Genomic DNA, 25,138 nt, shown 5'->3' with positions numbered 1-25,138 from the left:
GGTCATCGTTCCCTGCTATCTTTGAGGTGCTTCCACGAACAGACCGAACGAACAGGAGTTTCCTCAATGGCCCAAGCACCGGCGCATGCCTTTGCCTCTACCCTCAAGACCTTCAAGACCGACTCGGGCAAGGCCGGCAAATACTGGTCACTGAAGGAGCTGGCGAAGCAGTATCCGTCGATCGAGCGCCTGCCGGTCTCCATCCGCATCGTGCTCGAGTCGGTGCTGCGCAACTGCGACGGCAAGAAGGTCTCGCCCAAGCACGTCGAGGAACTGGCCCGGTGGACGCCCAACTCGGACCGCACCGACGAGATTCCCTTCGTCGTCACGCGCGTGGTGCTGCAGGACTTCACCGGCGTGCCGCTGCTCGCCGACCTGGCCGCCATGCGCAGCGTGGCCGCCAAGCTCGGCAAGTCGCCCAAGACCATCGAGCCGCTGGTGCCCGTCGACCTGGTGGTCGACCATTCGGTGATGGTCGACCACTACGGCACGCCGAAGGCGCTCGACCTCAACATGAAGCTCGAGTTCCAGCGCAACAACGAGCGCTACCAGTTCATGAAGTGGGGCATGCAGGCCTTCGACACCTTTGGCGTCGTGCCGCCCGGCTTCGGCATCGTGCACCAGGTCAACCTCGAGTACTTTGCGCGCGGCGTCTACAAGAGCGCGAGCGACACGGCCGAGGTGCCGGTGTACTACCCCGACTCGCTCGTAGGCACCGACAGCCACACAACCATGATCAACGGCGTCGGGGTGGTCGGCTGGGGCGTCGGCGGCATCGAGGCCGAAGCCGCCATGCTGGGCCAGCCGGTCTACATGCTCACGCCCGACGTCGTCGGCTTCGAGCTCACGGGCAAGCTGCGCGAAGGCGTCACGGCCACCGACCTGGTGCTGTATGTCACCGCGATCCTGCGCGCCGAGAAGGTGGTGGGCAAGTTCGTCGAGTTCTTCGGCCCCGGCGCCGCCTCGATCGCGGTGCCCGACCGCGCCACCATCGGCAACATGGCGCCCGAATACGGCGCGACCATGGGCTTCTTCCCGGTCGACGAGATGACCGTGGCCTATTTCAAGGGCACCGGCCGCACCCAGGAGGAAGTCGAACGCTTCGAGGCCTACTACAAGGCCCAGGGCCTGTTCGGCATGCCGGCGCCGGGCGACATCGACTACACCAAGATCGTCAAGCTCGACCTGGGCACCGTGTCGCCGAGCCTCGCCGGACCGAAGCGCCCGCAGGACCGCATCGACCTCGGCCAGCTGTCGACCAAGTTCTCCGAGCTCTTCAGCAAGCCCAACAATGCCAACGGCTTCAACCAGCCGCCCGAGCGGCTCAAGCAGCGCCATCCGCTGCCGGCCGGCGACGTCGCCATCGGCAACGGCGACGTGCTGATCGCGGCCATCACCTCGTGCACCAACACGTCGAACCCGAGCGTGATGCTCGCGGCCGGGCTGCTGGCCAAGAAGGCGGTGGAGGCGGGCCTCACGGTCAAGCCGCACGTCAAGACCTCGCTGGCCCCGGGTTCGCGCATCGTCACCGAATACCTCGAGAAGGCCGGCCTGCTGCCGTACCTCGAGAAGCTCGGCTTCTATCTCGCGGGCTACGGCTGCACCACCTGCATTGGCAACGCCGGCGACCTCACGCCCGAGATCAACGACGTCATCGTCAAGAACGACCTCATCGGTGCGGCCGTGCTCTCGGGCAACCGCAACTTCGAGGCGCGCATCCATCCGAACCTCAAGGCCAACTTCCTCGCCTCGCCGCCGCTCGTCGTGGCGTTCGCGATCGCGGGCAACGTGATGGTCGACCTGATGACCGAACCCGTGGGCAAAGGCAACAATGGCAAGGACGTCTATCTCGGCGACATCTGGCCGACGCCGAAGGAGATCGACGAGAACCTGCGCCATGCGATGAACGCCAAGTCGTTCCGCGCCAACTACGACAAGGTCAAGACCGACCCAGGCAAGTTCTGGAGCAGCATCAAGGGCACCACGGGCCAGGTCTATGACTGGCCCGCTTCGACCTACATCGCCGAGCCGCCCTTCTTCGAAGGCTTCAAGATGGAGCCGCACGCGTCGGACGCGGGCTTCAAGGGCGCGCGCATCATGGCGCTCTTCGGCGACTCGATCACCACCGACCACATCTCTCCCGCCGGCGCCATCAAGGAAAGCTCGCCCGCAGGGATCTGGCTCAAGGCCAACGGCGTGGCCAAGGCCGACTTCAACAGCTACGGCTCGCGCCGCGGCAACCACGACGTGATGATGCGCGGCACCTTTGCCAACGTGCGCATCAAGAACCTCATGATCCCGCCGGACGTCAACGGCACGCAGGAAGAGGGCGGCCTCACGCTGTTCCAGCCCGGCGGCGAGAAGATGTTCATCTACGACGCGGCCATGAAGTACATGGCCCAGGGCGTGCCGACGGTCGTGTTCGGCGGCGAGGAGTACGGCACCGGCTCGTCGCGCGACTGGGCCGCCAAGGGCACGCAGCTGCTCGGCATCAAGGCCGTGGTGGCGCGCAGCTTCGAGCGCATCCACCGCGCCAACCTCGTCGGCATGGGCGTGCTGCCGCTGCAGTTCCGCGGTGCCGATTCCTGGCAGACGCTGGGGCTCAACGGCGACGAGAAGATCGACGTGGTGATCGGCGGCGAACTCAAGCCGCAGATGGACGTGAAGCTCGTCGTGCACCGCGCCGACGGCAGCCACCAGGAAGTGACGGTGCGCCTGCGCATCGACACGCCGATCGAGGTCGACTACTACAAGCACGGCGGCATCCTGCCGTTCGTGCTGCGGCAGCTGCTGGCCGCCTGAGCTTGGTCCGCGTCGGCCTGATCTCCGACACCCACGGCCTGCTGCGGCCGCAGGCCGTGGCGGCGCTGCAGGGCTGCCACCGCATCGTGCACGGCGGCGACATCGGCAGCGCGGCGATCCTCGAGGCGCTCGCGGCCATCGCGCCACTCACCGTGGTGCGCGGCAACAACGACCGCGAGGCCTGGGCCGACGGAATTCCCGAGACCGCGGAACTCTGCGTGGAGCAGGTGCGCATCCATGTGATCCACGACCTGTCGCAGATCGCGCCCCACCTTGCGGGGGGGCGCGTGGTCGTTTCGGGCCATTCGCACAAACCCAGGGTCGAAACGCGCGACGGCATCCTCTACGTCAATCCCGGCAGCGCCGGGCCGCGGCGCTTCAAACTGCCGGTTTCGGTAGCGGAACTCGCCATCGAGGGCGCTTCCGTCAGCGCGCGCATCGTCGAACTGGCGGTCTGAACACGGGCTGTGCGGCGCTATTCCGCACGCCAGCCAAAGGACTTTCTCTGCGACTGCAATTGAGAATTGATAGCATCTGGGTTTTGCTCCTTGGCGTGGCCGGTTTCCGGCGTGCTTTCTCACCGTGCAAACCTCTGACTCCGGCGCCGCCCTGGCGCCCACCGGCCTGCGGCTCGACCAGCTTCCCGACAACCAATGGGCCACCGTGCTCGACGTGGCGCGCCCCGACGGCGCGGACGATCGCGAGCTGGTGCTGCGCCTGACCGAGATCGGCTTCGTGCCGGGCGAGGCCGTGCGCATCGTTGCGACCGGCATGGCAGGGCGCGAGCCGCTCGCGGTCCGGCTTGGCCACACCACCTTTGCCCTGCGCCGCCACGAGGCCGCGCTGATCCGGGTGGCACCCGACACGCCGGAAGGAGCCCGCCATGGGTGAGGCCGTGATCCAGGGACCGGGCCGCCTCGCGGCCACCGCCCAGCCGGGGCGCGTCGCGCTGCTCGGCAACCCGAACTGCGGCAAGACCGCGCTCTTCAACCTGCTGACCGGCAGCCGCCAGAAGGTCGCCAACTACGCGGGCGTGACCGTCGAGCGCAAGGAAGGGCTGCTGCGCACCCCGTCGGGGCGCCGCGTTTTCGTGCTCGACCTGCCCGGCGCCTACAGCCTCAACGCGCTGAGCGCGGACGAGGCCGTGACGCGCGACGTCGTCACCGGCAAGAGCACCGAGGCCCTGCCCGACCTGCTGGTGTGCGTGACCGATGCCACCAACCTGCGGCTCAACCTGCGGCTGGTGCTCGAGGCCAAGCGCCTCGGCCTGCCGATGGTGGTGGCGCTCAACATGACCGACATGGCGCGCAAGCAGGGCATCGCGGTCGACACCGCCGTGCTCGCGCGCGAGCTCGGCGTGCCGGTGGTCGAGACCGTCGGCGTGCAGTCGGGTGGCGCCCACGACCTGCTCGCGGCGCTCGATGCGCCGGTGCCCGCGGCTTCGCCCAAGGCCTGGCAGGCACCGGGGCTCGACGACGTGCTGGCCACGCAGCGCGAGGTGCGCCGCATCCTCGGGCTCGCGGTCACCGAGCCCGCGACCAGCCTCGTTACCAGCGACCGCATCGACCGCGTGGTGATGCATCCGGTGTGGGGCATGCTGGTGCTCGCGGTCACGATGTTCCTGATGTTCCAGGCCGTGTTCAGCTGGGCCAGCGTGCCGATGGACGCGATCCTCGCTGCCACCGACGGCGCCGGCGGGCTGCTCAAGACCTACATGCCCGAAGGCATGCTGCAAAGCCTGCTGGTCGACGGCGTGATTGCTGGCGTGGGCGGCGTGATCGTCTTCCTGCCGCAGATCCTGATCCTGTTCCTTTTCATCCTCGCGCTCGAGGACTCGGGCTACCTGCCGCGCGCCGCGTTCCTGCTCGACCGCATGATGGGTTCGGTGGGGCTGTCGGGCCGCTCGTTCATTCCGCTGCTGTCGAGCTTTGCCTGCGCCATTCCCGGCGTGATGGCGACGCGCACCATCAGCAACTGGCGCGACCGCATCACGACGATCATGATCGCGCCGCTCATGACCTGTTCGGCGCGCCTGCCGGTGTATGCGCTGCTGATCGCGGCGTTCATCCCCGAGCGCTCGGTGGCCGGGGTGTTCAACCTGCAGGGCGTGGTGCTGTTCGCGCTCTACGTGTTCGGCATCGTCTCGGCGATGGCGGTGGCCTGGGTCATGAAGCGCTTCCGCGACAACAAGCAGCACTCGCCGTTGCTGATGGAACTGCCGGCGTACCGCTGGCCCAACCTGCGCAACCTGGCGCTCGGCCTCTACGAGCGCGCCTGGATCTTCCTGCGCCGCGTGGGCACCATCATCCTCACGCTCACGATCCTGCTGTGGTTCCTGTCGACCTTCCCGTCGCCGCCCGAGGGCGCCACGGGGCCCGCGATCCAGTACAGCCTGGCCGGCATCATCGGCCGCGGGCTCGAGCACATCTTTGCGCCAATCGGCTTCAACTGGCAGATCTCCATCGCGCTGGTGCCGGGCATGGCGGCGCGCGAAGTGGCGGTGGGCGCGCTCGGTACGGTGTATGCGCTGTCGGCCACGGGCGACGACGTCGCGGGCCAGCTCCAGCCGCTGATCGCGGGCACCTGGTCGCTCGCGACTGCGCTGTCGCTCCTGGTCTGGTTCGTGTTCGCGCCGCAATGCATCTCGACGCTCGCGGCGGTCAAGCGCGAAACCGGCGCATGGAAATACGTCTGGATCATGGCGGGCTACCTGTTCGCGCTCGCCTACGTGGCCTGCTTCATCACCTACCGGGTGGCGCTGGCTTTGGGGGCGGGGTAAAAAGCAGGCTTCGCAACAAGGGACGGACATGACACAGCAACTGATCGTCGGATTGATCGTCGCGGCCGCCGCGTTCTACGCGGTCTGGCGCTGGATGCCCGCCGGCTGGCGCCGCAGCGCCGCGCAGAAGTTCGCCGCCGGCACGCACCGGGCCGGCTGGGTCGACCGCGAGCGCGCCGATGCGCTGGCCGCCTCGCTGGCCAAGACCTCGGGCTGCGGCTCCTGCGACAGTTGCGGCAGCTGCGGCCCCAAGGTGCGTCCGGGCGCCGAGGCTGAAAGAACCGGCCAGGAACTTCGCGACACGCATCCCAGCCGCTGAGGATGCCCGCGCACATCCTCGTCGCCGGCGGCGGCATCGGGGGGCTTGCCGCCGCGCTGGCACTGTCGCGTGGCCGGCACCGGGTCGATGTCTTCGAGCAGGCGGCGGCCTTCGGCGAGATCGGCGCCGGCATCCAGCTCGGTCCCAACGTCACACGTCGCCTCGCAGGCCTCGGTCTGGTTGAAGGCCTCGACGCCATCGCTGCGCGCCCCACGATGCTGACTGTGCGCAGCGCCGGCAGCGGCAGTGAACTCGCGCGGCTGCCGCTCGGCGAAGCGATGCGCCGGCGCTACGGCGCACCCTACGTCTGCGTCCACCGTGCCGACCTGCACGCGTTGCTGCTCGATGCGGTGCGCGCCGCGGGCAGCGGCGTGCTGGTCACCGACGCGCGCATCGCCGACGTCGAGGCCGGCGAAGACCTGGTGTGCATCTCGAGCAGCGGTGCGAGGGCCTGGGAGGGCGAGGCGCTGGTCGGCGCCGACGGGCTCTGGAGCATCGCGCGGCAGCGGCTCGACGCGCCTTCGGCCGCAGAGGCGCCGCGTGTCACCGGCCACACGGCCTGGCGCGCGCTCGCCGCCCAGGCCGACCTGCCGCAGGCGCTGCGCCGCGACGGCATCGACGTCTGGCTCGGCCCCCGCCTGCATGCGGTGGCCTATCCGGTGCGCGGCGGCGACTGGCTCAACGTGGTGGTGATCGCCGAAGCGGCAGCCACCGGCAACGTGCACGACTGGGACCAGGCCAGCAGCCTGGCCGCGCTGCAGCAAGCCACGGGGCCGAGCGGGCGCAGCCTGCAGGCCCTGCTCGAGGCGATGCCGGGCTGGCGTGCCTGGTCGCTGAGCGACCGGCCCCCGATGCGCTCGGCCGCCGAGATGGCGCACGAACGCGTGGCACTGGTCGGCGACGCCGCGCATCCGATGGTGCCGTACCTCGCGCAGGGCGCAGGCATGGCCATCGAGGATGCGGTGGCGCTGGCCGACGCGCTCGGCGAGGGTTCCGCGGCCGAGGTGCCGTCCGCCTTCGCGCGCTATGCCGAGGCCCGGTGGCAGCGCAATGCGCTGGTGCAGGCGCGGGCGCGGCGCAACGGCCAGGTCTTCCACGCGACCGGTGCCACGCGCATCGGCCGCGACCTGGCAATGCGGGTGCTCGGCGCGCGGCTGCTCGACCAGCCCTGGCTGTACGCGGGCTGATCCCGGCGGGCTGCCGCGCTCAATCGAGGCTGAATGCCTGCAGGTGTTCGATGCGTTCGGCCAGGCCCTCGGGCCCGAGATAGTGGCCCTGCGTGTCCTCGCGCACCTCGAGCAGCGTGGCCTTGAGTTCGCCCAGCATGGCTTCGCGTTCCAGGGCGAACGCGGCCGGCACGTCGATGCCCGCCTTGGCGCAGGCCTCCGCGATCAGGTGCGCGCTCGCAGGCGCGCCGCAGGCCGCGCACTGCACGATCGCGACCACGCTAGGCTCGGCACCGTTCGCGAGCAGGGCGCTCGTGAGTTCGGGCGAGATCTGGCCGTCGATGTTGGCCAGCGCCTCGCGCGCCACCGGTGCGCCGGCGCGCACCAGTGCCATGGCGGCTGCGAACGCGCCGTGGCCGATCGCCACGTCGGTGGCCAGTGCGCTGCCCTGCTGTGGGCCCTGGAAGCTCACGCCCGCGGCCGCGAGCTCGGCCACCAGCGAGGCGTCGTCTGTGCCGATGGCGTGGCGCAATGCCGCGCGTGCGGTCGCCGGCTGGAGGCGCAGCGTGCCGTCGGCGAGCGGCGTGCGCCAGTCGCGCATCGCGCGGCGGTAGAAGGCCACGAGCTTGTCGACGAGGTCGATCGCGAGGCCGTGTTCCTCGTGCCGGTCGTCGAGGTATTCGAGTAGCGCCTGGCCCGAGAAGTAGTCGCCCGCGGGTGCGAGCGGATCCTCGTCGAGGTGCAGCGCCGCGAAGGCGCCGCGCAGGTCGGGCGCAATGGTGCTGACGCCGTCCTCGTGCAGCGCATGCGTCCAGGCGGGCGGCAGGCCGTGCTTCCACGCGACGATGCTGCCGTGCTCGCCGCCGGGTTCCACCACCGCATACACGCGGTCGAGGTACTCGAAGCCGCCGAGCGGCAGGTGCGTGAGCTTGCCGCTCCAGGTGCGGCCCTCGTCGTCGGCGGCTTCCTGGGCGATCTCCTGCTCGTGCGCGATCCAGCCCTGCAGGTCGTGGTAGCCGTCGCTGCCGTCCCAGAACAGCTCCGACCAGCTCACGGCCTCGATGTTGCCTTTCATCGGCAGCGAGAGGTCGTAGTCGAGGCGGCCGCCCGCGGTTTCGCGCCAGAGCGCGGCGAGCGCATCGGGAACCGGCCCGGCGCACAGGGCCTCGACCTCGGCGATGCGCGCCTCGGGCATCGGCGGCCGGGCTTCGAAGATCACGCGGTCCGCGAACAGCACCACGCCATGTGTGCGCAGCGTGGCGAGTTCGTCGGGAGAAAACTGGACGTCGTCTTTGTGCATGGCAGGTCTCCGTGAGGTGTCTGCCAATGTAGCGTGTCGGGGCGCGTCCTAGAGATCCGTTCGGATCTTCCAGATTTCAGGGAACAGAACCACGTCCAGCATCTTGCGCAGGTAGCTCACGCCACCCGTGCCGCCGGTGCCGCGCTTGAAGCCGATCACGCGCTCGACCGTGGTCACGTGGCGGAAGCGCCAGAGCCGGAAGGCATCTTCAAGGTCGGTGAGCTTCTCGCCGAGCTGGTAGAGATCCCAATGCGCATGCGGATCGCGGTACACCGTGAGCCATGCGGCCTCGACGCCGTCGCTCGCCTCGTACGGCTGCGTCCAGTCGCGCTCGAGCTTGTCGGCGGGCACTGGCAGTCCGTGGCGCGCCAGCAGGCGCAGCGACTCGTCGTAGAGCGAGGGCGAGCGGTAGGCGGCCTCGACCTGTACCAGCAGATCGGGGCGGTGCGCATGGGGCTTGAGCATCGCCGCGTTTTTGTTGCCCAGCGCAAATTCGATGCAGCGGTACTGCGCGCTCTGGAAGCCGCTCGAGTTCGCGAGGTAGGGGCGCATGGCCGTGTACTCGGGAGGCGTCATGGTCGAGAGCACGGTCCATGCGCTCACGAGCTGCTCCATGATCCGGCTCACTCGCGCGAGCATCTTGAAGGCGTCCGACAGCTTTTCACTGGCGATGCAGGCCGTGGCCGCGCGCAGTTCGTGCAGCATGAGCTTCATCCAGAGCTCGCTGGTCTGGTGCTGCACGATGAACAGCATCTCGTCGTGCGCGGGCGACAGCGGATGCTGCGCGTTGAGGATCTCGTCGAGGTGCAGGTAGTCGCCGTAGCTCATCGACTTGCTGAAGTCGAGCTGCGCGCCTTCCTCCCGGACGATGTGCTCGGGGTGGTTCGGCAAGGGCTTCCCGGTGCTCATGTCACTGCATTCTTCTGGTTGAACTCGGCGCGCCGCCATTCGCCCGTCTCGAGCACCTGCACCAGGTGCTCCACCGCATTCCACACATCCTCGAAGCCGAGGTAGAGCGGCGTGAAGCCGAAGCGCAGGATGTCGGGCATCTGCGCGTCGCCGGCACGGAAGTCGCCGATCACGCCGCGCGCGATCAGCGCCTGCACGATGGCGTAGGCACCCGAGCCGCCCTGCGGGTCTTGCGGGTCCGTGCGGCTCAGGCAGACTTGCGAGCCGCGGCGTGCCGGATCGCGCGGTGTGACGAGCGAGAGCCCGTGGCCCGCGCAGCGCGCCTCGACCAGCGCGATGAACAGGTCGGTCAGCGCGAGCGACTTGGCGCGCAGGGCCGCCATGCCGCCCCGGCCGTTGTCGAAGGTTTCGGCCGCGAGCACGGTGTCGATGCCGCATTCGAGCCCCGCGAGCGCAATGATCGGCTGCGTGCCGCAGAGGTAGCGGCCCACGCCGGGCGCTGGCCGATAGTGCGGCGTGAACTCGAACGGCGCCGCATGGCCCCACCAGCCCGCGAGCGGCTGCTCGAACTGGCCCGCGTGCCGGGTGTGCACCCACACGAACGCCGGCGCACCGGGGCCGCCGTTCAGGTACTTGTAGCCGCAGCCGATCGCGTAGTCGGCCTGACTGTCGTTGAGCGCGACCGGCACCGCGCCCGCGCTGTGGGCCAGGTCCCAGACGGTCAGCGCGCCGACCGCATGCGCGGCCGCGGTGACGGCCTTCATGTCGTGCATCGCACCGGTGCGGTAGTTGACGTGCGTGAGCATCAGCACGGCCACTTCGTCGGTCAGCACGGCGGGCAGCTCGCCCTCGTCGACGAGCTTGAGCGTGAAGCCGCGTTCGCGGCACAGCGACTCGGCGATGTAGAGGTCGGTCGGGAAGTTGCTGCGCTCGCTCACCACGAGCCTGCGGCCGGCATGCTGCTTCTGCTGCGAGAGCGCGGCGAACAGCACCTTGTAGAGATTGACCGAGGTGCTGTCGGTGCACACCACCTCGCCGGGCGCGGCGCCGATCAGCCGGGCCACCTTGTCGCCCAGGCGCTGCGGCAGGTCGAACCAGCCCGCCGTGTTCCAGGAGCGGATCAGGCCCTGGCCCCATTCGGCGGCCACCACTTCGGCAATGCGTGACGGTGCCGCCTTCGGCAGCACGCCGAGCGAGTTGCCGTCGAGGTAGATCACGCCGTCGGGCAGGATGAATTGGTCGCGCAACGCGCCGAGCGGGTCTTGCGCGTCGAGCGCGCGGCAGTCTTCGAGGGTGGTCATGGATGGGATGTCAGCGGGGAAGGTCGCGCAGCACGGCGCGCACGGGGGAGGCATCGGCACTCGCCAGCTTCAGCGGCAGCGCGATGAGTTCGTAGTCGCCTTCGGGCACCGCGTCGAGCACGAGGTTCTCGAGCACGCGCATGTCGAGCCGGCGGATGCGCTGGTGGCTGTCGAGCGTCTTGCTGTCGGCCGGGTCGATGCTTGCGGTGTCGATGCCGATGAGCTTCACGCCCATGGCCGCGAGGCGCTCGATCGTGTCGGGCGCATAGGCCGCGAGCTGCGGGTCCCAGCGGTCCACCGGCATGGCCGCATAGGTGCGCACCAGCACGCGCGGCGGCAACTGGCTGTCGACAGCGTGCGCGATGTGCGCCCATTCGACCAAGGGTCCCTTGGCAATGGCATGGATGACGCGGCAGGGCCCGAGAAAGGGCGCGAGATCGACCAGGCCGATGGGCAGGCCTTCGGCGTCGTAGTGAAGCGGTGCGTCGGCATGCGCGCCGGTGTGCGGCGAGAGCGTGATCTCGCTTACGTTGACGGGGCAGCCCGGCGAGATGGTGGCCGCCCAGCGTTGCCGGTAGGGCGTGTCGCCGGGGAACACCGGCGTGCCTTCATGGACCGGCGGCGAGATGTCCCAGACGCGGGGTTGGGGTTGCAGAGAGCGCATGGCGCGAAGGTAGCGCCGCGCGCGCGGTCGTGGTGTCGGTTATTTCCAACAACTGCGGTGACGAGTTGATGGGCGCGGGTTTCAGGACGCCGCGAGCGCCGGCAACCCGTGGCGCGCCCGGGCCCGTTCGCAGGCGTCGCTGCCGGCCTCGATCTCGTGGCAGGGGTTCGGACGCCATTCGTAGATGCCGCAGCCCACCGCCTCGCCGATCCGGCCGGTGAGCGCCGCGCAGCGCGGCCGAGCGTGGTCGGTGCCGCGCATGCGGGCGATCGCGTCGTTGACGTCCACCGCGAGTCTGGCCGGCACCGCGCCGCCATGCGTGTCGAGTTCGTGCACGCTGAAGTCGACGCGGTAGGCGGCGCAGCAGGCGCCGCATTGCTGGCAGGAAGAATAGCGGCTGCTCATGGCGGCGATGCTATCCGCCCGGCCGCGGCAGGCGCACGCGAAAGCCAACGCCACGGCCCCGCAGCCCCTCCACGATCTCGATGCTGCCGCCCAGGCGCGCGGCAGCTTGGCGGACGATGGCGAGCCCGAGGCCGGCGCCGGTCGCGCGCGGCTCGGTGCCGCGGTGGAAGCGCTCGAAGACCCTGTCGCGCTCGGCCGCTGCGATGCCGGGGCCATCGTCGCGCACGTCGAGCTGCAGCTCGCCGCCGGTATCGCAGAGGGTCACGGCCACCATGCTGCCGGGCACGCCATGGCGCAGCGCGTTGTCGACCAGGTTTTGCACGATCGACTCCAGCGTGCCGAGCTCGACCCTCCAGGGCAGCGTGTCGGGCGCGTCGAGCGAGAGTTCGCGGCCTTCGCGCAGCGCGGCCTGGGCGGCGGGCCCGAGCAGCGTGCGCAGCCAGTGCGCCAGGTCGATGCGGCTGGCGCTCGGCGCACCGGCGCGGTCGAGCGCGGCGAGTGCCAGCAGTTGCCGCGCCAGGTGCGAGGCGCGTGCGATGGCCTGGCTCAATTGCGCCTCGGCCGTGGCGCGCTCTGCCGGCTCGCGCGCATGCGCCAGCACATGGGCCTGCGCGCTGATGACGGCCAGCGGCGTGCGGATCTCGTGGGCCGCGTCCTGCACGAATGCACGCTCGCGCTCCACCGTGCCGCGCAGGCGCGACACCAGCGTGTCCAGCGCCTGCACCAGCGGCCTGAGTTCGCGGTAGTGCGCCGGCACGCCGACCGGGCTCAGGTCGTCGGCCGGACGCGCTTCGATCCGCTGCGCCAGCTGCTGCAGTGGCCGCAGGCTGGCGCGCACCGTGAGCCACACCGCCAGCAGCACGAAAGGGAACGCCACCAGCAGGTAGGGAGCGATGGTGCGGGCGTTGTAGCCGAGCCATGCGCCGCGGGTGCGGCGCGGGTTGAGGATCTGCAGGTGCCACTGCGCACTCGTGCCGTGGTAGCGCCAGTAGCGCTCGGTCCAGCGGCCGTCCGGCGGCGTGGCGGCTGCCCACGGCCACGCGTCGGACGCGTACACGCGGGCGCCGCCGCGGTCGCGCAGTTCGTAGAGCACGATGCCGCCGAGGCGCCTGTCCTGGGTGCGGCGGATGGCAGTCCAGCGTTCGGTGGCGGCCATCACCATGCGCGCCTGGGCCGGGTCCGGGGTTTCGTCGAGCGCGACGAGCAGCGCGTCGCCGAACTGCTGCAGCCCGGGTGCCTCGGCCAAGTACCTGCGGTTCTCGAGGTACATGTAGCCCAGCAGCACGGCCCAGATCAGCAGCAGGACCAGCAGCGTCGCCGCGGTGCCGCGCCGCACCAGCGAGGGCTCGCGCACGCGCTGCCACAAATTGCGAAGCGCAACGCTCATGGCTCGAGCAGATAGCCCACGCCGCGCACCGTGCGCACGCGTTCGGTGCCGATCTTCTTGCGCAGGTTCGAAACATGCACCTCGATCGCGGCAAAGTCGACCGGATCGCCCAAGGGCTCCAGGCGCTGTGCCAGCCGGTCCTTGGGCACCACGACGCCCGGTTCGCGCGCCAGTTCGAGCAGCAGCTGGAATTCGCGCGGCGAGAGCGCCAGCGGTGTGCCGTGCAGCCTGGCCTGGCGCCGGCCCGGTTCGATTTCGAGGGCGCCCACGGTCCAGTCTTCGCTCGCCTGGCGCGCGCTGCGCCGCACCACGGCGCGGATGCGCGCCACCAGTTCGGCGGTGTCGAAAGGCTTGATGACGAAATCGTCGGCACCGCCTTCGAAGCCGGCCAGCCGGTCGTCGATGGCCGAGCGCGCGGTGATCACGATCACCGGCACGCGAACGTCGCTGCGCCGCCAGCGCCGCAGCAGGTCGAAGCCGCTGGCATCGGGCAGGTTCAGGTCGAGCAGCACGCAGTCGACGCGCGCGGCATCGACGGCCGGCGGTGCATCGGCGGCGCGACGCACCCACTCGCTCGTGAAGTGCTCGACCTTGAGCGTGGCCTGCAGCGCACGCCCCAGGTCGAGATCGTCTTCGATGAGCAGGAGGTGCATGGCCGCATTGTGGCGCGCGCACCTTTGGGATCGCCAAAGGTCGGTCGGCCCACAATCCGGCCTCCAACAAGGAGGAGTCCCCGTGATGCTGGCAAGAATGTGGATCGCGCTCGGTCTGACGGTGCTGCTCGGCGGCTGCGCCATCGCGCCGACGCACCCGGCGCTGCAGGATGCGCCGCTGCCGCCGCTGATCCCGGTCCGCGAGTTCGTCGCGAACGTGGAAGGCACGAGCCTCTATCGGTTGTCGCCCGATGGCGCCTCGCTCGCATGGAAAGGCGTCAGCGGGCTGCGGCCGGCCGTCTGGGTGAAGAAGCTGGCCAGCGGCGACACGCGGGCGATCCCGGTGCGCGCGCGAGGCATCGTCTGGTCGGGCGACAGTCGCTTTCTCTTCCTCACGGTCGATCGCACAGGCGACGAGGACACCCATGTGCTGGCCGTTGACCTGATGCGCGCCGATTCGCAGCCCGTCGACCTGACACCGTTCAAGGGCACCCGCTCGCGCATCGTGCGACGCGTCGACGGCAGTGCCGAACTCCTTGTGATCTCCAACCTGCGCGACAAGAAGGTCTTCGACCTCTACCGCATCGATCCCGCCACCGGCGCGCGGACCTTGCTGGCGCAGAACCCGGGCAACGTCACCTCTTGGGTGGTGGACCGCGCGGGGCGCCTGCGCGTGCGTTCGGTGCTGGACGGGGACGCGCGCTACCTGCAGCTGCCCGATGGCGATGGATGGCGCACCACGTTGCGCTGGCAGAAGGGCGAGAACTGGTGGATCGCCGACTTCGTGCCCGGCACGAACATCGCGTGGGCGGTCTCGGGCCGCGGCCGTGACAAGGACGCTTTGGTGCGCCTCGACCTCGAATCGGGCGCCGAGGAAGTGGTGCACGCCGAGCGCGAGGTCGACGTCGAGCAGGTGCTCATCAGTCGCCGCAGCCATGCGCCGCTCGCGGCCTATGCGATGCCGGGCTACCCGCGCGTCAGGTACTTCGATACCGCGCTGGCGGCGCGGCTCGAACCGCTGGCGGGCGGCGCACCGGCTGCGGTGCACGTGACCAGCATGGCCGACGACGAGCACGCCATGACGGTCAGCGTCGGAACCGACAAGGGTTGGAAGCATTACCTGCTGCAGCGCGATGCGGGCACAGCGCCGCTGCTGCTCGGCGAAAGCAACACCAGCGGCCTCGCTGCCTCGCTGGCATCGACGCGGCCGATCGACTACGCCGCGCGTGACGGCTTGCGGATCCATGGCTACCTGACGCTGCCGCCGGGCGCGCAGGCGCGCGCGCTGCCGATGGTGCTGCTGGTGCACGGCGGGCCTTGGGCGCGCGATATCTGGACCTACCAGAGCAACTACAGCGTCCAGCAGTTTCTTGCCAACCGCGGCTATGCGGTGCTGCAGGTCAACTACCGCGGTTCCACCGGCTACGGCCGCGCGTTCATGGAAAAGGCCGTGGGCGAGTTCGCGGGCAAGATGCACGACGACCTCATCGACGGCGTGCGATGGGCCGTGGCCGAGGGCGTGGCCGATCCCGCGCGCGTGGCGATCTACGGCGCGAGCTACGGCGGCTATTCGGCGCTCGTGGGCGCCACGATGACGCCGGAGACCTTTGCCTGCGCGGTCGACGTGGTAGGCATGTCCGACCTCTCGCGGCTGATCGAGAACGCGCCCGCCTACTGGTCGCTCAACCTGCCTTGGTGGAAGCGCTATGTGGGCGATCCGGCCGATCCTGTGCAGCGCAAGCTGTTGGACGCCAAGTCACCGATCAATCACGTCGCCCAAGTGCGCGCGCCGCTGCTCGTCATGCATGGCGTGAACGATGCGCGCGTGAAGTTCGATCAGTCGGAGCGCATGGTGGCGGCGCTGCGCGCGGCCGGCAAGACGGTCGAGTTCGTCAGCTTCCAGGGTGACGGTCACGGCAACCAGAAGTGGCCCAACAACCTCGCCATGTACCGCCACGCCGAAGATTTCCTCGCCGGCTGCCTTGGCGGGCGCAGCAGCGGCTTCGACTATTACCAGTTGGGCGCGTGGGCGTTTTGAAGCCCGAGGCGCCAGGACTTACAGCCGCCCCAGCAGCAGAAACTCCATCAGCGCCTTCTGCGCATGGAGCCGGTTCTCGGCCTCGTCCCACACCACCGACTGCGGCCCGTCGATGACTTCGGCCTGCACCTCTTCGCCACGGTGCGCGGGCAGGCAGTGCATGAAGAGGGCGTCGGGCTGGGCGGCGCGCATCATGTCCTCGTCGACGCACCAGTCGGCAAAGGCCTTGCGGCGGGCCTCGTTCTCGGCTTCGTAACCCATGCTGGTCCAGACGTCGGTGGTCACGAGGTCGGCGCCGCGGCAGGCTTCCATCGGGTCCTTGAAGACCTTGTAGCTGTCGCCCGAGCGGATGCCGGCGATAGACTGGTCGACCTCGTAGCCGCTGGGCGTGCTCACGTGCACCGAGAAGCCGAGGATCTCGGCTGCCTGCAGCCAGGTGTTGGCCATGTTGTTGCCGTCGCCGACCCAGGCCACGGTCTTGCCCTGGATCGATCCACGGTGCTCGATGTAGGTGAAGATGTCCGCAAGGATCTGGCAGGGGTGAAACTCGTTGGTCAGGCCGTTGATCACGGGCACGCGCGAATGCGCGGCGAAGGTGTCGATCTTGGCCTGCTCGTAGGTGCGGATCATCACCAGGTCGACCATGCGGCTGATGACCTTGGCGCTGTCCTCGATCGGTTCGGCGCGGCCGAGCTGGCTGTCGCCGGTGGTCAGGTGCACCACGCTGCCGCCGAGCTGGTACATGCCGGCCTCGAAGCTCACGCGGGTGCGCGTGGAAGCCTTCTCGAAGATCATCGCCAGCGTGCGGTCGGTCAGCGGCTGGTGCTTCTCGTAGGTCTTGAACTTCTGCTTGATGACCGCCATGCGGTCGAACAGGTAGGTGTATTCGTCGGCCGTGAGGTCCGAGAACTGCAGGTAGTGGCGGATGGCGTTGGGCGTGGTGGCGGCGGTCGTCATTGCGCGGCAGGTTCCGAAAGGAAGTTCTTCACGATGGGCGCGAGGATGGCCACGATCTCGTCGGCCTCGGCAATGCTCAGGATGAGCGGCGGCACGAGGCGGATCACGCGGTCGGCGGTCACGCTCAACAGCAGGCCGGCGTCGCAGGCGCGGTTCAGAATCACGCCGCAGGGCCGGTCGAGCTCGATGCCGAGCATCAGGCCCTGGCCGCGGATGTCCTTCACGCCCCCCAGCCCGCCAAGCTCGCGCTCGAGCGCGGCCTTCAGGTGCGCGCCCACGGTGGCGGCATTCTCGAGCAGCTTGTGCTCTTCCATGATGCGGATGGTCTCGATGCCCGCACGCATCGCGAGCGGATTGCCGCCGAAGGTGGTGCCATGGTTGCCGGGCGCAAAGATGTTGGCGGCCTTGGGGCCGGCCACCACGGCGCCGATCGGCACGCCCGAGCCCAGCCCCTTGGCGAGCGGCATCACATCAGGTTTGATGTCCGCCCACTGGTGCGCGAACCACTTGCCCGTGCGGCCCATGCCGCACTGCACCTCGTCGATCATCATGAGCCAGTCGCGCTCGTCGCAGAGCGCCCGCACCTGCTTGAGGTAGTCGAGGCGCATCGGGTTGATGCCGCCTTCGCCCTGGATGGTCTCGAAGAACACCGCCACCACGTTCGGGTTGCCTTCGGCGGCCTCCTTGAGGGCATCGATGTCGTTGAGCGGCACGCGGATGAAGCCCTCGACCAGCGGGCCGAAGCCGGCCTGCACCTTCGGATTGCCGGTGGCAGACAGCGTGGCGATGCTGCGGCCGTGGAAGGCGGCCTCGTAGACCACGATCTCGGGGCGCTCGATGCCCTTGTCGTGGCCGAACTTGCGCGCGAGCTTCAGCGCGGCCTCGTTGGCCTCGAGGCCGGTGCAGCAGAAGAAGGCGTTGGTCAGGCCCGAGAGTTCGACCAGCTTGGCCGCGAGCTGCTCCTGGCCCGGCACGTGGTAGTAGTTGGAGCTGTGGATCAGCTTGGCGATCTGGTCCTGCAGCGCGGGCACCAGCTCGGGGTGGTTGTGGCCCAGCGTGTTGACGGCGATGCCGCCGAGACCGTCGAGGTAGGCCTTGCCCGCGGTGTCCCAGACTCGGCAGCCCTGGCCGTGCGACAGCGCGATCGGCAGTCGACCGTAGGTGTTCATGACGTGGGGCGAGGTGGGCTCGGCGGTGGCGCTCATTCGATTCTCCAGAAAGGGAAGGGGAATTCTAGGCGGGTGGTACGACGGCTTCGTTGACGATTCCGCATCACAGCAATGCCCCCGGCCATGGCCGCCAAAAGGGCGCGGATACAATTGCATGCTGCACCGCAGCACCTGCTTCGGTCGCCTCTTTCAACGATGATTTCCCCCACTGCCAAAGAAATCTTCATCCAGGGCATCACGCGCGATGGCCGGACTTTTCGCCCCAGCGACTGGGCCGAGCGGCTGGCCGGTGTGATGTGCTCCTTCCGCCCCGGAGGGGCCTACCCGGGGAGCCATCTGAGCTATTCGCCCTGGTGTGTTCCCACCACGATCAACGGGGTCAAATGCGTGGTGGTGAACAGGGCGCTGCGCGACGCGGAGCCCATGGCATGGGACTTCTGCGTGAACTTCGCGCGCGACAACGACCTGCAGGTGGCCGAGGCCTGTCTGGTGCCCGACGTACCCGAAGTGCCGCCCAAGGCCTGAGCCGCCGCCCCCGCGAATCGATCGCCCATGAAAAAACCGCCCGAAGGCGGTTTTTTACACTTTGCTGCAGCGCACCCCGATCAAACGGCGGACTGAAACATTTCAGTCCGGGCTTGCCTGACAGGTGTCAGGCGGCGGCCTTTTCAGGCGCGAGGGCGAGGGCCTTGACCTTCGCCGACAGGCGGCTCTTGTCGCGGGCAGCCTTGTTCTTGTGGAAGATGCCCTTGTCGGCGATGGCGTCGACGATGCTCTGGGCCTTCGCGAAGAGTTCGCTCGCCTTGGTCTTGTCGCCGGCCAGCACGGCCTTCTCGACATTCTTCACGGCGGTGCGGTATTTGGAGCGCAGCGAGGTGTTCGCAGCGTTGAGCTTGGTGTCCTGACGGACGCGCTTACGGCCCGACGCGAGGCGCGGGTTCTTTTTCTTGGGCTTGGCGGATGCCATGGTTTTGGTTCCTTAGGTGTCTGAGGATGATGCAGCAAAGCCCTCCATTATAGGCCGGGTTGCGTTTTCGGCCGAATCGGGGCTTTCCGGGCCCTACACTCGCCCCGTGTCCCTGCTCAAATCCGCCTCCACCGTATCCCTGCTGACGCTCGCCTCGCGGATCACGGGCCTCGTGCGCGACGTGCTTTTTGCCTCGGTCTTCGGCGTCAGCGCGCTGACCGACGCTTTCAATGTCGCATTCCGCATTCCCAACCTGTTCCGGCGGGTGTTCGGCGAGGGCGCCTTCAGCCAGGCCTTTGTGCCCGTGCTGGCCGCGCACAAGACCGAGGCCGGTGAGGAGGGCGCCAAGGCGCTGATCGACCATGTCGCGACGCTCCTGACCTGGGCGCTGGTGGTGGTGTGCGTGGCGGGCGTGGTCGGCGCACCGTGGTTGGTGTGGGCCATGGCCAGCGGCCTGCCGGGCTTCGACGCGGCCGTGGTGATGACGCGCTGGATGTTCCCCTACATCGGCTTCATGTCGCTCGTGGCGCTGGCCGGCGGGGTGCTCAATACCTGGCGCAGGTTCGCGGTGCCGGCCGCGTCGCCGGTGCTGCTCAATCTGTCGCTGATCCTTGCGATCGTGGTCGGCGCGCCGCTGTTCCGTCGCTGGGGCATCGAGCCGATCTATGCGCAGTGCGCCGGCGTGCTGGTCGGCGGCGTGCTGCAGCTGGCGCTGCAGGTGCCGGCACTGCGCAAGCTCGGGCTCGCGCCGCGCATCGGCGCGAGCCTGGGCGCGCTGCGCGCGGCCTGGCGCGACCCCACCACGCGCAAGGTGGCCAAGCTCATGGCGCCGGCGCTGCTGGGCGTCAGCGTGGCGCAGATCTCGCTGCTCATCAATACGCAGATCGCGTCGCACCTCGCGGTCGGCAGCGTGACCTGGATCGCCAATGCCGACCGCCTGATGGAATTTCCCACCGCAATGCTCGGTGTGGCGCTCGGCGTGGTGCTGATGCCGCAGCTGGCGGGCGCGCGCGCGGCCAAGGACGACGCGCGCTATTCGGCCCTGCTCGATTGGGGCCTGCGGCTCGTGGTGCTGCTTTCGGCGCCCTGCGCGGTGGCGCTGCTGCTCTTTTCGCAGCCGCTGGTGGCGGTGCTGTTCCACAACGGCGCCTACAGCGGCGAGGACGTCCGGCGCACCACGATGGCGCTGATGGGCTACGGCGTGGGGCTCGTCGGCATCGTGGCGATCAAGGTGCTGGCGCCGGGCTACTACGCCAAGCACGACATGCGCACGCCGGTGATCATCGCGGTGTCGGTGCTGGTGCTGATCCAACTTCTCAACCTCGTGCTGGTGCCGGTGCTCCAGCATGCGGCGCTGACGCTGACCATCGCGATCGGCGCGCTGGTCAATGCGGTCTGGCTGCTGGTCGGGCTGGTGCGCCGCGGCAACTACCAGCCGGCGCCCGGCTGGGGCCGGTTCGTGCTGCAGGTGGCCGCCGGCACGCTGGTACTGGCCGCCGTGCTGGCCTGGGGCGCACAGCATGTCGACTGGATCGCCTTGCGCGAGCAGCGGCTATTGCGCATCGGCTGGCTGGCGGCGCTGATCGCGGGCGCGGGGCTGTTGTATTTCGGCGTGCTCGCGGCCGTGGGCGTGCGGCTGCGCAGCTTCCTGCGGCGCTGAAGGCCCGCGGCCACCGCGACTGGCGCAAGCTGAAAACACCGCCTTGACGCACCCCTGGCGCTCCTCTACAAAGACACATGACGTTCAGCTTTCAGGTTCCCACCGCCCTCGCGTATTTCGAGTCGCTGGTGCAGAGCGACGACCATTTCCCGCTGCTCGAGGCTGCCGCCAGCCTGGCGCAGGACGAATACCCTGACCTCGACGTGCAGCAGGTGCTTGGCGACGTCGACCAATTGCTCGCGCGCCTGAAGCGCCGGCTGCCGGGCGACGCCGCGCCGCTGGCACGGCTGCGCGCACTCAACCAGTTCTTCTTCAGCGACCTGAGCTTCGGCGGCAACGTCAACGACTACTACGACCCCGACAACAGCTACCTCAATGCCGTGCTGCGCACGCGCCGCGGCATCCCCATTTCGCTCGCGGTGCTCTGGATGGAGCTGGCGCAGGGGCTCGGACTGCAGGCACGCGGCGTCGGGTTTCCGGGCCATTTCATGGTCAAGGTGACGCTGCCGAAGGGGCAGGTGGTGATCGATCCCTTCAGCGGCAAGTCGCTCTCGCGCGAGGAACTCAGCGAGCGGCTCGAGCCCTACAAACGCAGCAACGGCCTTGTGGGCGATTTCGACGTGCCTCTGGGCCTCTACCTGCAGCCCGCGAGCTCGCGCGAGATCATTGCGCGCATGCTGCGCAACCTCAAGGAAGTGCACCGCGCGCAAGAGGACTGGCAGCGCGCCATTCCCGTGCAGGACCGCCTCATCGCGCTGCTGCCGAATGCCTGGGGCGAGTACCGCGACCGCGGCATCGCCCATGCCGAGCAGGGCAACACCGCGGCGGCCGTGCGCGACCTCGAAACCTACCTCACGCATGCCGAAGATGCGCTCGATGTCGACGACATTGCCGAGCGCGTGGCCGCGCTGCGCCGCGCGTCGAACCGATGACCCCCGCGAGGCCCGGCGTCGCGCCCGCGGCCGACCTCGGGACGCTGCATCAGTTCCACGGCTTGCAGCCGGTGCTGCCGGTGTCCGACGTCGCGCGCGCGGCGCGCTGGTTCTGCGACGTGCTGGGCTTCGAGCTCGACTTCATCGCGGGCGAACCGCCGAGCTATGCCAGAGTCAAGAAGGGTGACGGCAGCCATGGCGACCCGGTCTACCTGCGCCTGTGGCAGTGCAGCACGCGCGACGCGCCGCCCTGGCGCGGCGAGATCGTGATCCACGTCGGCAAGGACATCGACGGCCTGCATGCCGCCTACCTCCGGCGCGGCGTCACCGTGGTCGAGCCGCCGGTGTCGCAGCCCTGGGGCCTGCGCGAGTTCGCGGTGCGGGAACCCGACGGACATGTGCTGCGCTTCTGCGGCTATCTGTGAGCGCGGGCGGGGGTGGCACTGCGCCCGGCCGGTTCGACGTTGAAGCACTAATTTACAAATTGTCAGTCGCCCGCGTGTCGATCCGGCGGCACGCTGCGCGACGTGTGAACAGGCGCGAGTGTTTTTTCCGCGCCGTTTCTTTCTTCATCCACCCTCCAGGAGAAACGACATGCGATTCATGGTTCTGGTCAAGGCCAGCAAGGATTCCGAAGCCGGCGTGATGCCGAGCACCGAGTTGCTCACCGCCATGGGCAAGTTCAACGAGGCGCTGGTCAACGCCGGTGTGCTGCTTGCCGGCGAAGGGCTGCATCCCTCGTCGAAGGGTGTGCGCGTGCGCTGCGAAGGCACGAAGCGCACCGTCATCGACGGCCCCTTCACCGAGACGAAGGAGCTGCTCGCGGGCTTCTGGCTGCTGCAGGTCAAGTCGAAGGAAGAGGCGATCGAGTGGATCAAGCGCAGCCCCTTCGAGGAGGGCGAGATCGAGATCCGCCAGGTGTTCGAAGCCGCCGATTTCGGCGAGGCGATGACGCCCGAACTGGTCGCGCAGGAAGACCGCCTGCGCGCCCAGACCAAGGCCGCCCACTGACCGCCCCGCAATAAAGGAGACCCGCCATGCGATTCATGCTGCTGATGATTCCCCACGGCTACGAGACGGCCGCGCCCGGCACCGTACCCGACGACATCGATGCGGTGTCGGCCATGATGGCCTACAACGAGTCGATGCAGCAGGCCGGCGTGCTGATCAGCTGCGACGGCCTGCACCCGCCTTCGATGGGTGCGCGCGTGAGCTTTCCGGGCCGCAAGCCCAAGGTCGTCGACGGCCCTTTCGCAGAAGCCAAGGAAGTGCTCGGCGGATTCTGGATCATCGACGTGCCCACGCGCGCCGACGCCATCGAATGGGCCACGCGCTGCCCCGGCGCCGAGAACGAGGTCATCGAGGTGCGCCAGATCCAGGAAGTGGCCGACTATCCGCCCGACGTGCAGGCCAGGACGAACGATTTCGCGTCGATGCAGACGCTGAAGAAGCCCCAGTGAGCGCCTCCGCCACGGCCGCCATCCACCGCAGCATCGAGGCGGTGTGGCGCATCGAGTCGGCGAAGATCGTGGCCACCGTCGCGCGCATGGTGCGCGACGTGGGCCGCGCCGAGGAACTGGCCCAGGACGCGCTGGTTTCGGCACTCGAGCAATGGCCCGCGGCCGGCGTGCCCGACAACCCCGCGGCGTGGCTCACGGCCGTCGCCAAGAACCGGGCGCTGGACCAACTGCGCCACGGCCAACTGGTCGAGCGCAAGGCGCCCGAGATCGGTCGCGAGCTCGACGCCCAACACGCGATCGCGCAGGCCGACTTCGCCGAGGCGCGCGATGCGGCGATCGACGACGACATCGGCGACGACCTGCTGCGGCTGGTGTTCACCGCCTGCCACCCGGTGCTGTCGACCGAGGCGCGCGTGGCGCTCACGCTGCGCCTGGTCGGCGGCCTCGCCACCGACGAGATCGCCCGTGCCTTCCTCGTGCCCGAAGCCACCATCGCGCAGCGCATCGTGCGCGCCAAGCGCACGCTGCGCGAGGCGCGCGTGCCTTTCGAGGTGCCGCGCCGGCACGAACTCGCGGCACGGCTCGCCTCTGTGCTCGAAGTGCTCTACCTGGTCTTCAACGAAGGCTATTCGGCCACGGCCGGCGACGACTGGATGCGGCCCGCGCTCTGCGACGAGGCGATGCGCCTGGGCCGCATCGTGGCCGGGCTGATGCCCGGGGAGGCCGAGGTGCACGGCCTGGTCGCGCTGATGGAGATCCAGGCCTCGCGCACGGCCGCGCGCGTGGGCGCCTCGGGCGAGCCGGTGCTGCTGCTCGAACAGAACCGCGCGCGCTGGGACCAGATGCTGATTCGCCGCGGCCTGGCCGGGCTGGCGCGCGCCGAAGCGCTGGGCGGCGCTCTCGGGCCCTATGCGCTGCAGGCCGCGATCGCCGCCTGCCACGCGCGCGCCCGCAGCGCGGCCGATACCGACTGGCCGCGCATCGCGGCGCTCTACGACGCGCTGGCCCAGCTGTCGCCGTCGCCCGTGGTCGAACTCAACCGCGCGGTGGCGCTGTCGATGGCCTTCGGGCCGGCCGCAGCGCTCGAGGTGGTGGATGCGCTCGTCGGAGAAACGGCCCTGCAGGGGTATCACCTGCTGCCGACGGTGCGCGGCGACCTGCTGTTCAAGCTTGGCCGCCACGACGAAGCGCGCCGGGAGTTCGACCGCGCCGCCTCGCTCACGCGCAACACGCGCGAACGCGCACTGCTGTTGGCGCGTGCGCGGGCGTGCCTGCCTCAGTGACCCGGCGCCGAGGGCGAGCCCGGCAGGCCGAACTGGTGCCAGGCGCGCCGCAATTGGGTGTCGGAGCCGAAGCCCGAGATCTCCGCGGCCCGCGTCACGCTCGCCCCCGAGGCCAGCGCGAGCTGCGCCGCCGCGAGCCGCAGCCGCCGCAGGTAGGCCAGTGGCGCGACGCCCCCATGCTCGACGAACAGCCGCGTCAGGTGCCGCGCCGAGGTGTGCGCCACTTCGGCCATGCGCGGCACGCTCCAGTCGGCCTGCGGCTGCTCGCTCACCGCGTCCTGCACGCGGTGCAGCGCGGCATGCAGGTGGTTGCGGTAGGCCAGAAACGGCGACAGCTCGGGATCGTGCGGACCGCGCCGTTGCGCCACCACCATCGTCTGCGCCACCTGTGCAGCCAGCGCTTCGCCGCAGACGTCGCCGATGCGGTGCAGCATCAGGTCGATGCCGGTGGTCACGCCCGCGCTGCTGTAGACCGGTGGATCGAGCACGAACACGCGGTTGGCCACCAATTCGCAGCGCGGCTCGGCTGCGCGCAGTTCGTCGAGGTGATGGTGGTGGGTGGTCACGCGCCGGCCCGCGAGCGCGCCGGCATGCGCGGCCAGCAGCGCGCCGGCGCAGATCGTGATCAGCTCTAGCCCGCCGCGTTCGAAGCGCAGCCCGCGCAGCCAGTGCAGCAGGTCCTGCGCCTCGGCGCTGTCGATCGGAATCGCATCGCCCGGCAGCCCGACCAGCACCACCCAGGCTGGCCCGTTCCACGCTGTTGGCAGCGGTGCGAGATCGGCGAGCGCGATGCCGACCGAGCCGATGGCGGTAGGCCGCGGACTCGCGAATTCGATCTCGAAGCGTGCCGGCCGTCCCGCGGCGCCCAGCCGCTGGTTGGCGATGCGCAGCGCTTCGGCGGGCCCGGCCCAGTCGAGCACGAGGCTGTCCGGAAGCAGCGCGAACACGACGCGGATGGGCGGCGCTGTGTGCTGCGGAGCCATCGGT

25 protein-coding genes are annotated in these 25,138 nt (G+C 69.3%); 14 read left to right on the top strand and 11 right to left on the bottom strand.

Translation table 11 applies throughout. From position 1 onward, the window contains the following. Positions 1-66: 66 nt before the first annotated feature. From acnA to AC3A6R_RS07560, 6 genes are all read left to right on the top strand, one after another. Positions 67-2,802 (top strand): aconitate hydratase AcnA, encoded by a 2,736-nt coding sequence (gene acnA / locus AC3A6R_RS07585; protein ID WP_487859638.1) that lies wholly within the window; start codon positions 67-69, stop codon positions 2,800-2,802. 2 nt (positions 2,803-2,804) lie between these two features. Next, positions 2,805-3,260: a metallophosphoesterase family protein gene (locus AC3A6R_RS07580; protein ID WP_487864175.1), complete on the top strand. Its 456-nt coding sequence runs from the start codon at positions 2,805-2,807 to the stop codon at positions 3,258-3,260. A 124-nt stretch (positions 3,261-3,384) separates the two neighbouring features. After that, the gene (locus tag AC3A6R_RS07575; protein WP_487864174.1) at positions 3,385-3,693 is read left to right on the top strand and encodes a FeoA family protein; all 309 of its coding nucleotides are present in this window, start codon (positions 3,385-3,387) and stop codon (positions 3,691-3,693) included. Continuing rightward, positions 3,686-5,581, top strand: a complete 1,896-nt coding sequence (gene feoB / locus AC3A6R_RS07570; protein ID WP_487859641.1) for a ferrous iron transporter B — start codon at positions 3,686-3,688, stop codon at positions 5,579-5,581. Before AC3A6R_RS07575 ends, feoB begins: the two co-directional genes overlap by 8 nt. Before the next feature lie 28 nt (positions 5,582-5,609). Beyond that, a complete protein-coding gene (locus AC3A6R_RS07565; RefSeq protein ID WP_487864173.1) occupies positions 5,610-5,900 on the top strand; it encodes a DUF6587 family protein in 291 nt (96 codons plus the stop codon). A gap of 2 nt (positions 5,901-5,902) precedes the next feature. After that, the gene (locus AC3A6R_RS07560; RefSeq protein WP_487864172.1) at positions 5,903-7,087 is read left to right on the top strand and encodes an FAD-dependent monooxygenase; all 1,185 of its coding nucleotides are present in this window, start codon (positions 5,903-5,905) and stop codon (positions 7,085-7,087) included. Positions 7,088-7,106: 19 nt separating this feature from the next. Here AC3A6R_RS07560 and AC3A6R_RS07555 read toward each other — a convergent pair whose 3' ends face one another. The 7 genes from AC3A6R_RS07555 to AC3A6R_RS07525 all read right to left on the bottom strand — a co-directional run bounded on the left by AC3A6R_RS07555 (position 7,107) and on the right by AC3A6R_RS07525 (position 13,685). After that, the gene (locus AC3A6R_RS07555; RefSeq protein ID WP_487864171.1) at positions 7,107-8,366 is read right to left on the bottom strand and encodes an SMI1/KNR4 family protein; all 1,260 of its coding nucleotides are present in this window, start codon (positions 8,364-8,366) and stop codon (positions 7,107-7,109) included. Positions 8,367-8,414: 48 nt separating this feature from the next. After that, positions 8,415-9,275 (bottom strand): tryptophan 2,3-dioxygenase, encoded by an 861-nt coding sequence (gene kynA / locus AC3A6R_RS07550; protein WP_487864170.1) that lies wholly within the window; start codon positions 9,273-9,275, stop codon positions 8,415-8,417. Further along, entirely contained in the window at positions 9,272-10,576 is a 1,305-nt protein-coding gene (gene kynU / locus AC3A6R_RS07545; RefSeq protein WP_487864169.1) for a kynureninase, read from the bottom strand. The genes kynA and kynU overlap by 4 nt, the downstream gene beginning before the upstream one ends. 10 nt (positions 10,577-10,586) lie before the next feature. Next, on the bottom strand, positions 10,587-11,240 hold the full coding sequence (kynB, locus tag AC3A6R_RS07540; RefSeq protein ID WP_487864168.1) for an arylformamidase: 654 nt from the start codon (positions 11,238-11,240) through the stop codon (positions 10,587-10,589). Positions 11,241-11,321: 81 nt separating this feature from the next. Further along, the gene (locus tag AC3A6R_RS07535; protein ID WP_487864167.1) at positions 11,322-11,645 is read right to left on the bottom strand and encodes a YkgJ family cysteine cluster protein; all 324 of its coding nucleotides are present in this window, start codon (positions 11,643-11,645) and stop codon (positions 11,322-11,324) included. Positions 11,646-11,655: 10 nt separating this feature from the next. Further along, positions 11,656-13,032: a sensor histidine kinase gene (locus tag AC3A6R_RS07530; protein ID WP_487864166.1), complete on the bottom strand. Its 1,377-nt coding sequence runs from the start codon at positions 13,030-13,032 to the stop codon at positions 11,656-11,658. Further along, the gene (locus AC3A6R_RS07525) at positions 13,029-13,685 is read right to left on the bottom strand and encodes a response regulator (protein WP_487864165.1); all 657 of its coding nucleotides are present in this window, start codon (positions 13,683-13,685) and stop codon (positions 13,029-13,031) included. Before AC3A6R_RS07525 ends, AC3A6R_RS07530 begins: the two co-directional genes overlap by 4 nt. A gap of 85 nt (positions 13,686-13,770) precedes the next feature. Between AC3A6R_RS07525 and AC3A6R_RS07520 the strand changes: the two genes are divergently transcribed. Beyond that, the gene (locus AC3A6R_RS07520) at positions 13,771-15,723 is read left to right on the top strand and encodes a S9 family peptidase (protein WP_487864377.1); all 1,953 of its coding nucleotides are present in this window, start codon (positions 13,771-13,773) and stop codon (positions 15,721-15,723) included. Between the two features lie 18 nt (positions 15,724-15,741). Here the strand turns inward: AC3A6R_RS07520 and argF are convergent, their stop codons facing one another. Then, positions 15,742-16,680 (bottom strand): ornithine carbamoyltransferase, encoded by a 939-nt coding sequence (gene argF / locus AC3A6R_RS07515; protein ID WP_487859652.1) that lies wholly within the window; start codon positions 16,678-16,680, stop codon positions 15,742-15,744. Continuing rightward, complete coding sequence (locus AC3A6R_RS07510) at positions 16,677-17,885, bottom strand: acetylornithine/succinylornithine family transaminase (RefSeq protein ID WP_487864164.1); 1,209 nt, start codon at positions 17,883-17,885, stop codon at positions 16,677-16,679. Before AC3A6R_RS07510 ends, argF begins: the two co-directional genes overlap by 4 nt. Positions 17,886-18,044: 159 nt before the next feature. On the opposite strand from AC3A6R_RS07510, the gene AC3A6R_RS07505 reads away from it, so the two are divergent. After that, a complete protein-coding gene (locus AC3A6R_RS07505; protein ID WP_487859654.1) occupies positions 18,045-18,374 on the top strand; it encodes a DUF3579 domain-containing protein in 330 nt (109 codons plus the stop codon). Positions 18,375-18,501: 127 nt separating this feature from the next. On the opposite strand, the gene rpsT is transcribed toward AC3A6R_RS07505, so the two are convergent. After that, positions 18,502-18,816, bottom strand: coding sequence for a 30S ribosomal protein S20 (gene rpsT, locus AC3A6R_RS07500; RefSeq protein ID WP_295984544.1), 315 nt, complete (start codon positions 18,814-18,816; stop codon positions 18,502-18,504). Positions 18,817-18,922: 106 nt separating this feature from the next. Here rpsT and murJ point away from each other — a divergent pair, with 106 nt between their 5' ends. The 6 genes from murJ (at position 18,923) to AC3A6R_RS07470 (ending at position 24,151) form a co-directional block, all read left to right on the top strand. Continuing rightward, positions 18,923-20,476, top strand: a complete 1,554-nt coding sequence (gene murJ / locus AC3A6R_RS07495; RefSeq protein WP_487859655.1) for a murein biosynthesis integral membrane protein MurJ — start codon at positions 18,923-18,925, stop codon at positions 20,474-20,476. Between the two features lie 77 nt (positions 20,477-20,553). Further along, positions 20,554-21,408, top strand: coding sequence for a SirB1 family protein (locus tag AC3A6R_RS07490; RefSeq protein WP_487859656.1), 855 nt, complete (start codon positions 20,554-20,556; stop codon positions 21,406-21,408). Continuing rightward, positions 21,405-21,833 (top strand): bleomycin resistance protein, encoded by a 429-nt coding sequence (locus AC3A6R_RS07485; protein WP_487864163.1) that lies wholly within the window; start codon positions 21,405-21,407, stop codon positions 21,831-21,833. Before AC3A6R_RS07490 ends, AC3A6R_RS07485 begins: the two co-directional genes overlap by 4 nt. Positions 21,834-22,002: 169 nt before the next feature. Then, positions 22,003-22,419, top strand: a complete 417-nt coding sequence (locus tag AC3A6R_RS07480) for a YciI family protein (RefSeq protein WP_487859658.1) — start codon at positions 22,003-22,005, stop codon at positions 22,417-22,419. Positions 22,420-22,445: 26 nt separating this feature from the next. Beyond that, on the top strand, positions 22,446-22,868 hold the full coding sequence (locus AC3A6R_RS07475; protein WP_487864162.1) for a YciI family protein: 423 nt from the start codon (positions 22,446-22,448) through the stop codon (positions 22,866-22,868). Further along, positions 22,865-24,151 carry an RNA polymerase sigma factor gene (locus AC3A6R_RS07470; protein WP_487864161.1) on the top strand — a complete coding sequence of 429 codons (1,287 nt, stop codon included), beginning with the start codon at positions 22,865-22,867 and terminating at the stop codon, positions 24,149-24,151. Before AC3A6R_RS07475 ends, AC3A6R_RS07470 begins: the two co-directional genes overlap by 4 nt. On the opposite strand, the gene AC3A6R_RS07465 is transcribed toward AC3A6R_RS07470, so the two are convergent. Further along, the gene (locus AC3A6R_RS07465) at positions 24,145-25,134 is read right to left on the bottom strand and encodes a GlxA family transcriptional regulator (protein WP_487864160.1); all 990 of its coding nucleotides are present in this window, start codon (positions 25,132-25,134) and stop codon (positions 24,145-24,147) included. The genes AC3A6R_RS07470 and AC3A6R_RS07465 overlap by 7 nt on opposite strands. Positions 25,135-25,138 lie beyond the last annotated feature (4 nt).

It is taken from the genome of Variovorax sp. Soil_C_19, from assembly GCF_057657255.1.
Note: the sequence above shows the minus strand (reverse complement) of the source record. Positions and strands in the feature narration are given on the sequence as shown.

Bases quoted from the DNA above. Each gene is read 5' to 3' on its own strand.
- acnA (WP_487859638.1), top strand. From the start codon at position 67: ATGGCCCAAGCACCGGCGCATGCCTTTGCCTCTACCCTCAAGACCTTC.
- feoB (WP_487859641.1), top strand. From the start codon at position 3,686: ATGGGTGAGGCCGTGATCCAGGGACCGGGCCGCCTCGCGGCCACCGCC.
- AC3A6R_RS07565 (WP_487864173.1), top strand. From the start codon at position 5,610: ATGACACAGCAACTGATCGTCGGATTGATCGTCGCGGCCGCCGCGTTC.
- AC3A6R_RS07560 (WP_487864172.1), top strand. From the start codon at position 5,903: ATGCCCGCGCACATCCTCGTCGCCGGCGGCGGCATCGGGGGGCTTGCC.
- AC3A6R_RS07555 (WP_487864171.1), bottom strand. From the start codon at position 8,366: ATGCACAAAGACGACGTCCAGTTTTCTCCCGACGAACTCGCCACGCTG.
- kynA (WP_487864170.1), bottom strand. From the start codon at position 9,275: ATGAGCACCGGGAAGCCCTTGCCGAACCACCCCGAGCACATCGTCCGG.
- kynU (WP_487864169.1), bottom strand. From the start codon at position 10,576: ATGACCACCCTCGAAGACTGCCGCGCGCTCGACGCGCAAGACCCGCTC.
- kynB (WP_487864168.1), bottom strand. From the start codon at position 11,240: ATGCGCTCTCTGCAACCCCAACCCCGCGTCTGGGACATCTCGCCGCCG.
- AC3A6R_RS07535 (WP_487864167.1), bottom strand. From the start codon at position 11,645: ATGAGCAGCCGCTATTCTTCCTGCCAGCAATGCGGCGCCTGCTGCGCC.
- AC3A6R_RS07530 (WP_487864166.1), bottom strand. From the start codon at position 13,032: ATGAGCGTTGCGCTTCGCAATTTGTGGCAGCGCGTGCGCGAGCCCTCG.
- AC3A6R_RS07525 (WP_487864165.1), bottom strand. From the start codon at position 13,685: ATGCACCTCCTGCTCATCGAAGACGATCTCGACCTGGGGCGTGCGCTG.
- AC3A6R_RS07520 (WP_487864377.1), top strand. From the start codon at position 13,771: ATGCTGGCAAGAATGTGGATCGCGCTCGGTCTGACGGTGCTGCTCGGC.
- argF (WP_487859652.1), bottom strand. From the start codon at position 16,680: ATGACGACCGCCGCCACCACGCCCAACGCCATCCGCCACTACCTGCAG.
- AC3A6R_RS07510 (WP_487864164.1), bottom strand. From the start codon at position 17,885: ATGAGCGCCACCGCCGAGCCCACCTCGCCCCACGTCATGAACACCTAC.
- AC3A6R_RS07505 (WP_487859654.1), top strand. From the start codon at position 18,045: ATGATTTCCCCCACTGCCAAAGAAATCTTCATCCAGGGCATCACGCGC.
- rpsT (WP_295984544.1), bottom strand. From the start codon at position 18,816: ATGGCATCCGCCAAGCCCAAGAAAAAGAACCCGCGCCTCGCGTCGGGC.
- AC3A6R_RS07490 (WP_487859656.1), top strand. From the start codon at position 20,554: ATGACGTTCAGCTTTCAGGTTCCCACCGCCCTCGCGTATTTCGAGTCG.
- AC3A6R_RS07485 (WP_487864163.1), top strand. From the start codon at position 21,405: ATGACCCCCGCGAGGCCCGGCGTCGCGCCCGCGGCCGACCTCGGGACG.
- AC3A6R_RS07480 (WP_487859658.1), top strand. From the start codon at position 22,003: ATGCGATTCATGGTTCTGGTCAAGGCCAGCAAGGATTCCGAAGCCGGC.
- AC3A6R_RS07475 (WP_487864162.1), top strand. From the start codon at position 22,446: ATGCGATTCATGCTGCTGATGATTCCCCACGGCTACGAGACGGCCGCG.
- AC3A6R_RS07465 (WP_487864160.1), bottom strand. From the start codon at position 25,134: ATGGCTCCGCAGCACACAGCGCCGCCCATCCGCGTCGTGTTCGCGCTG.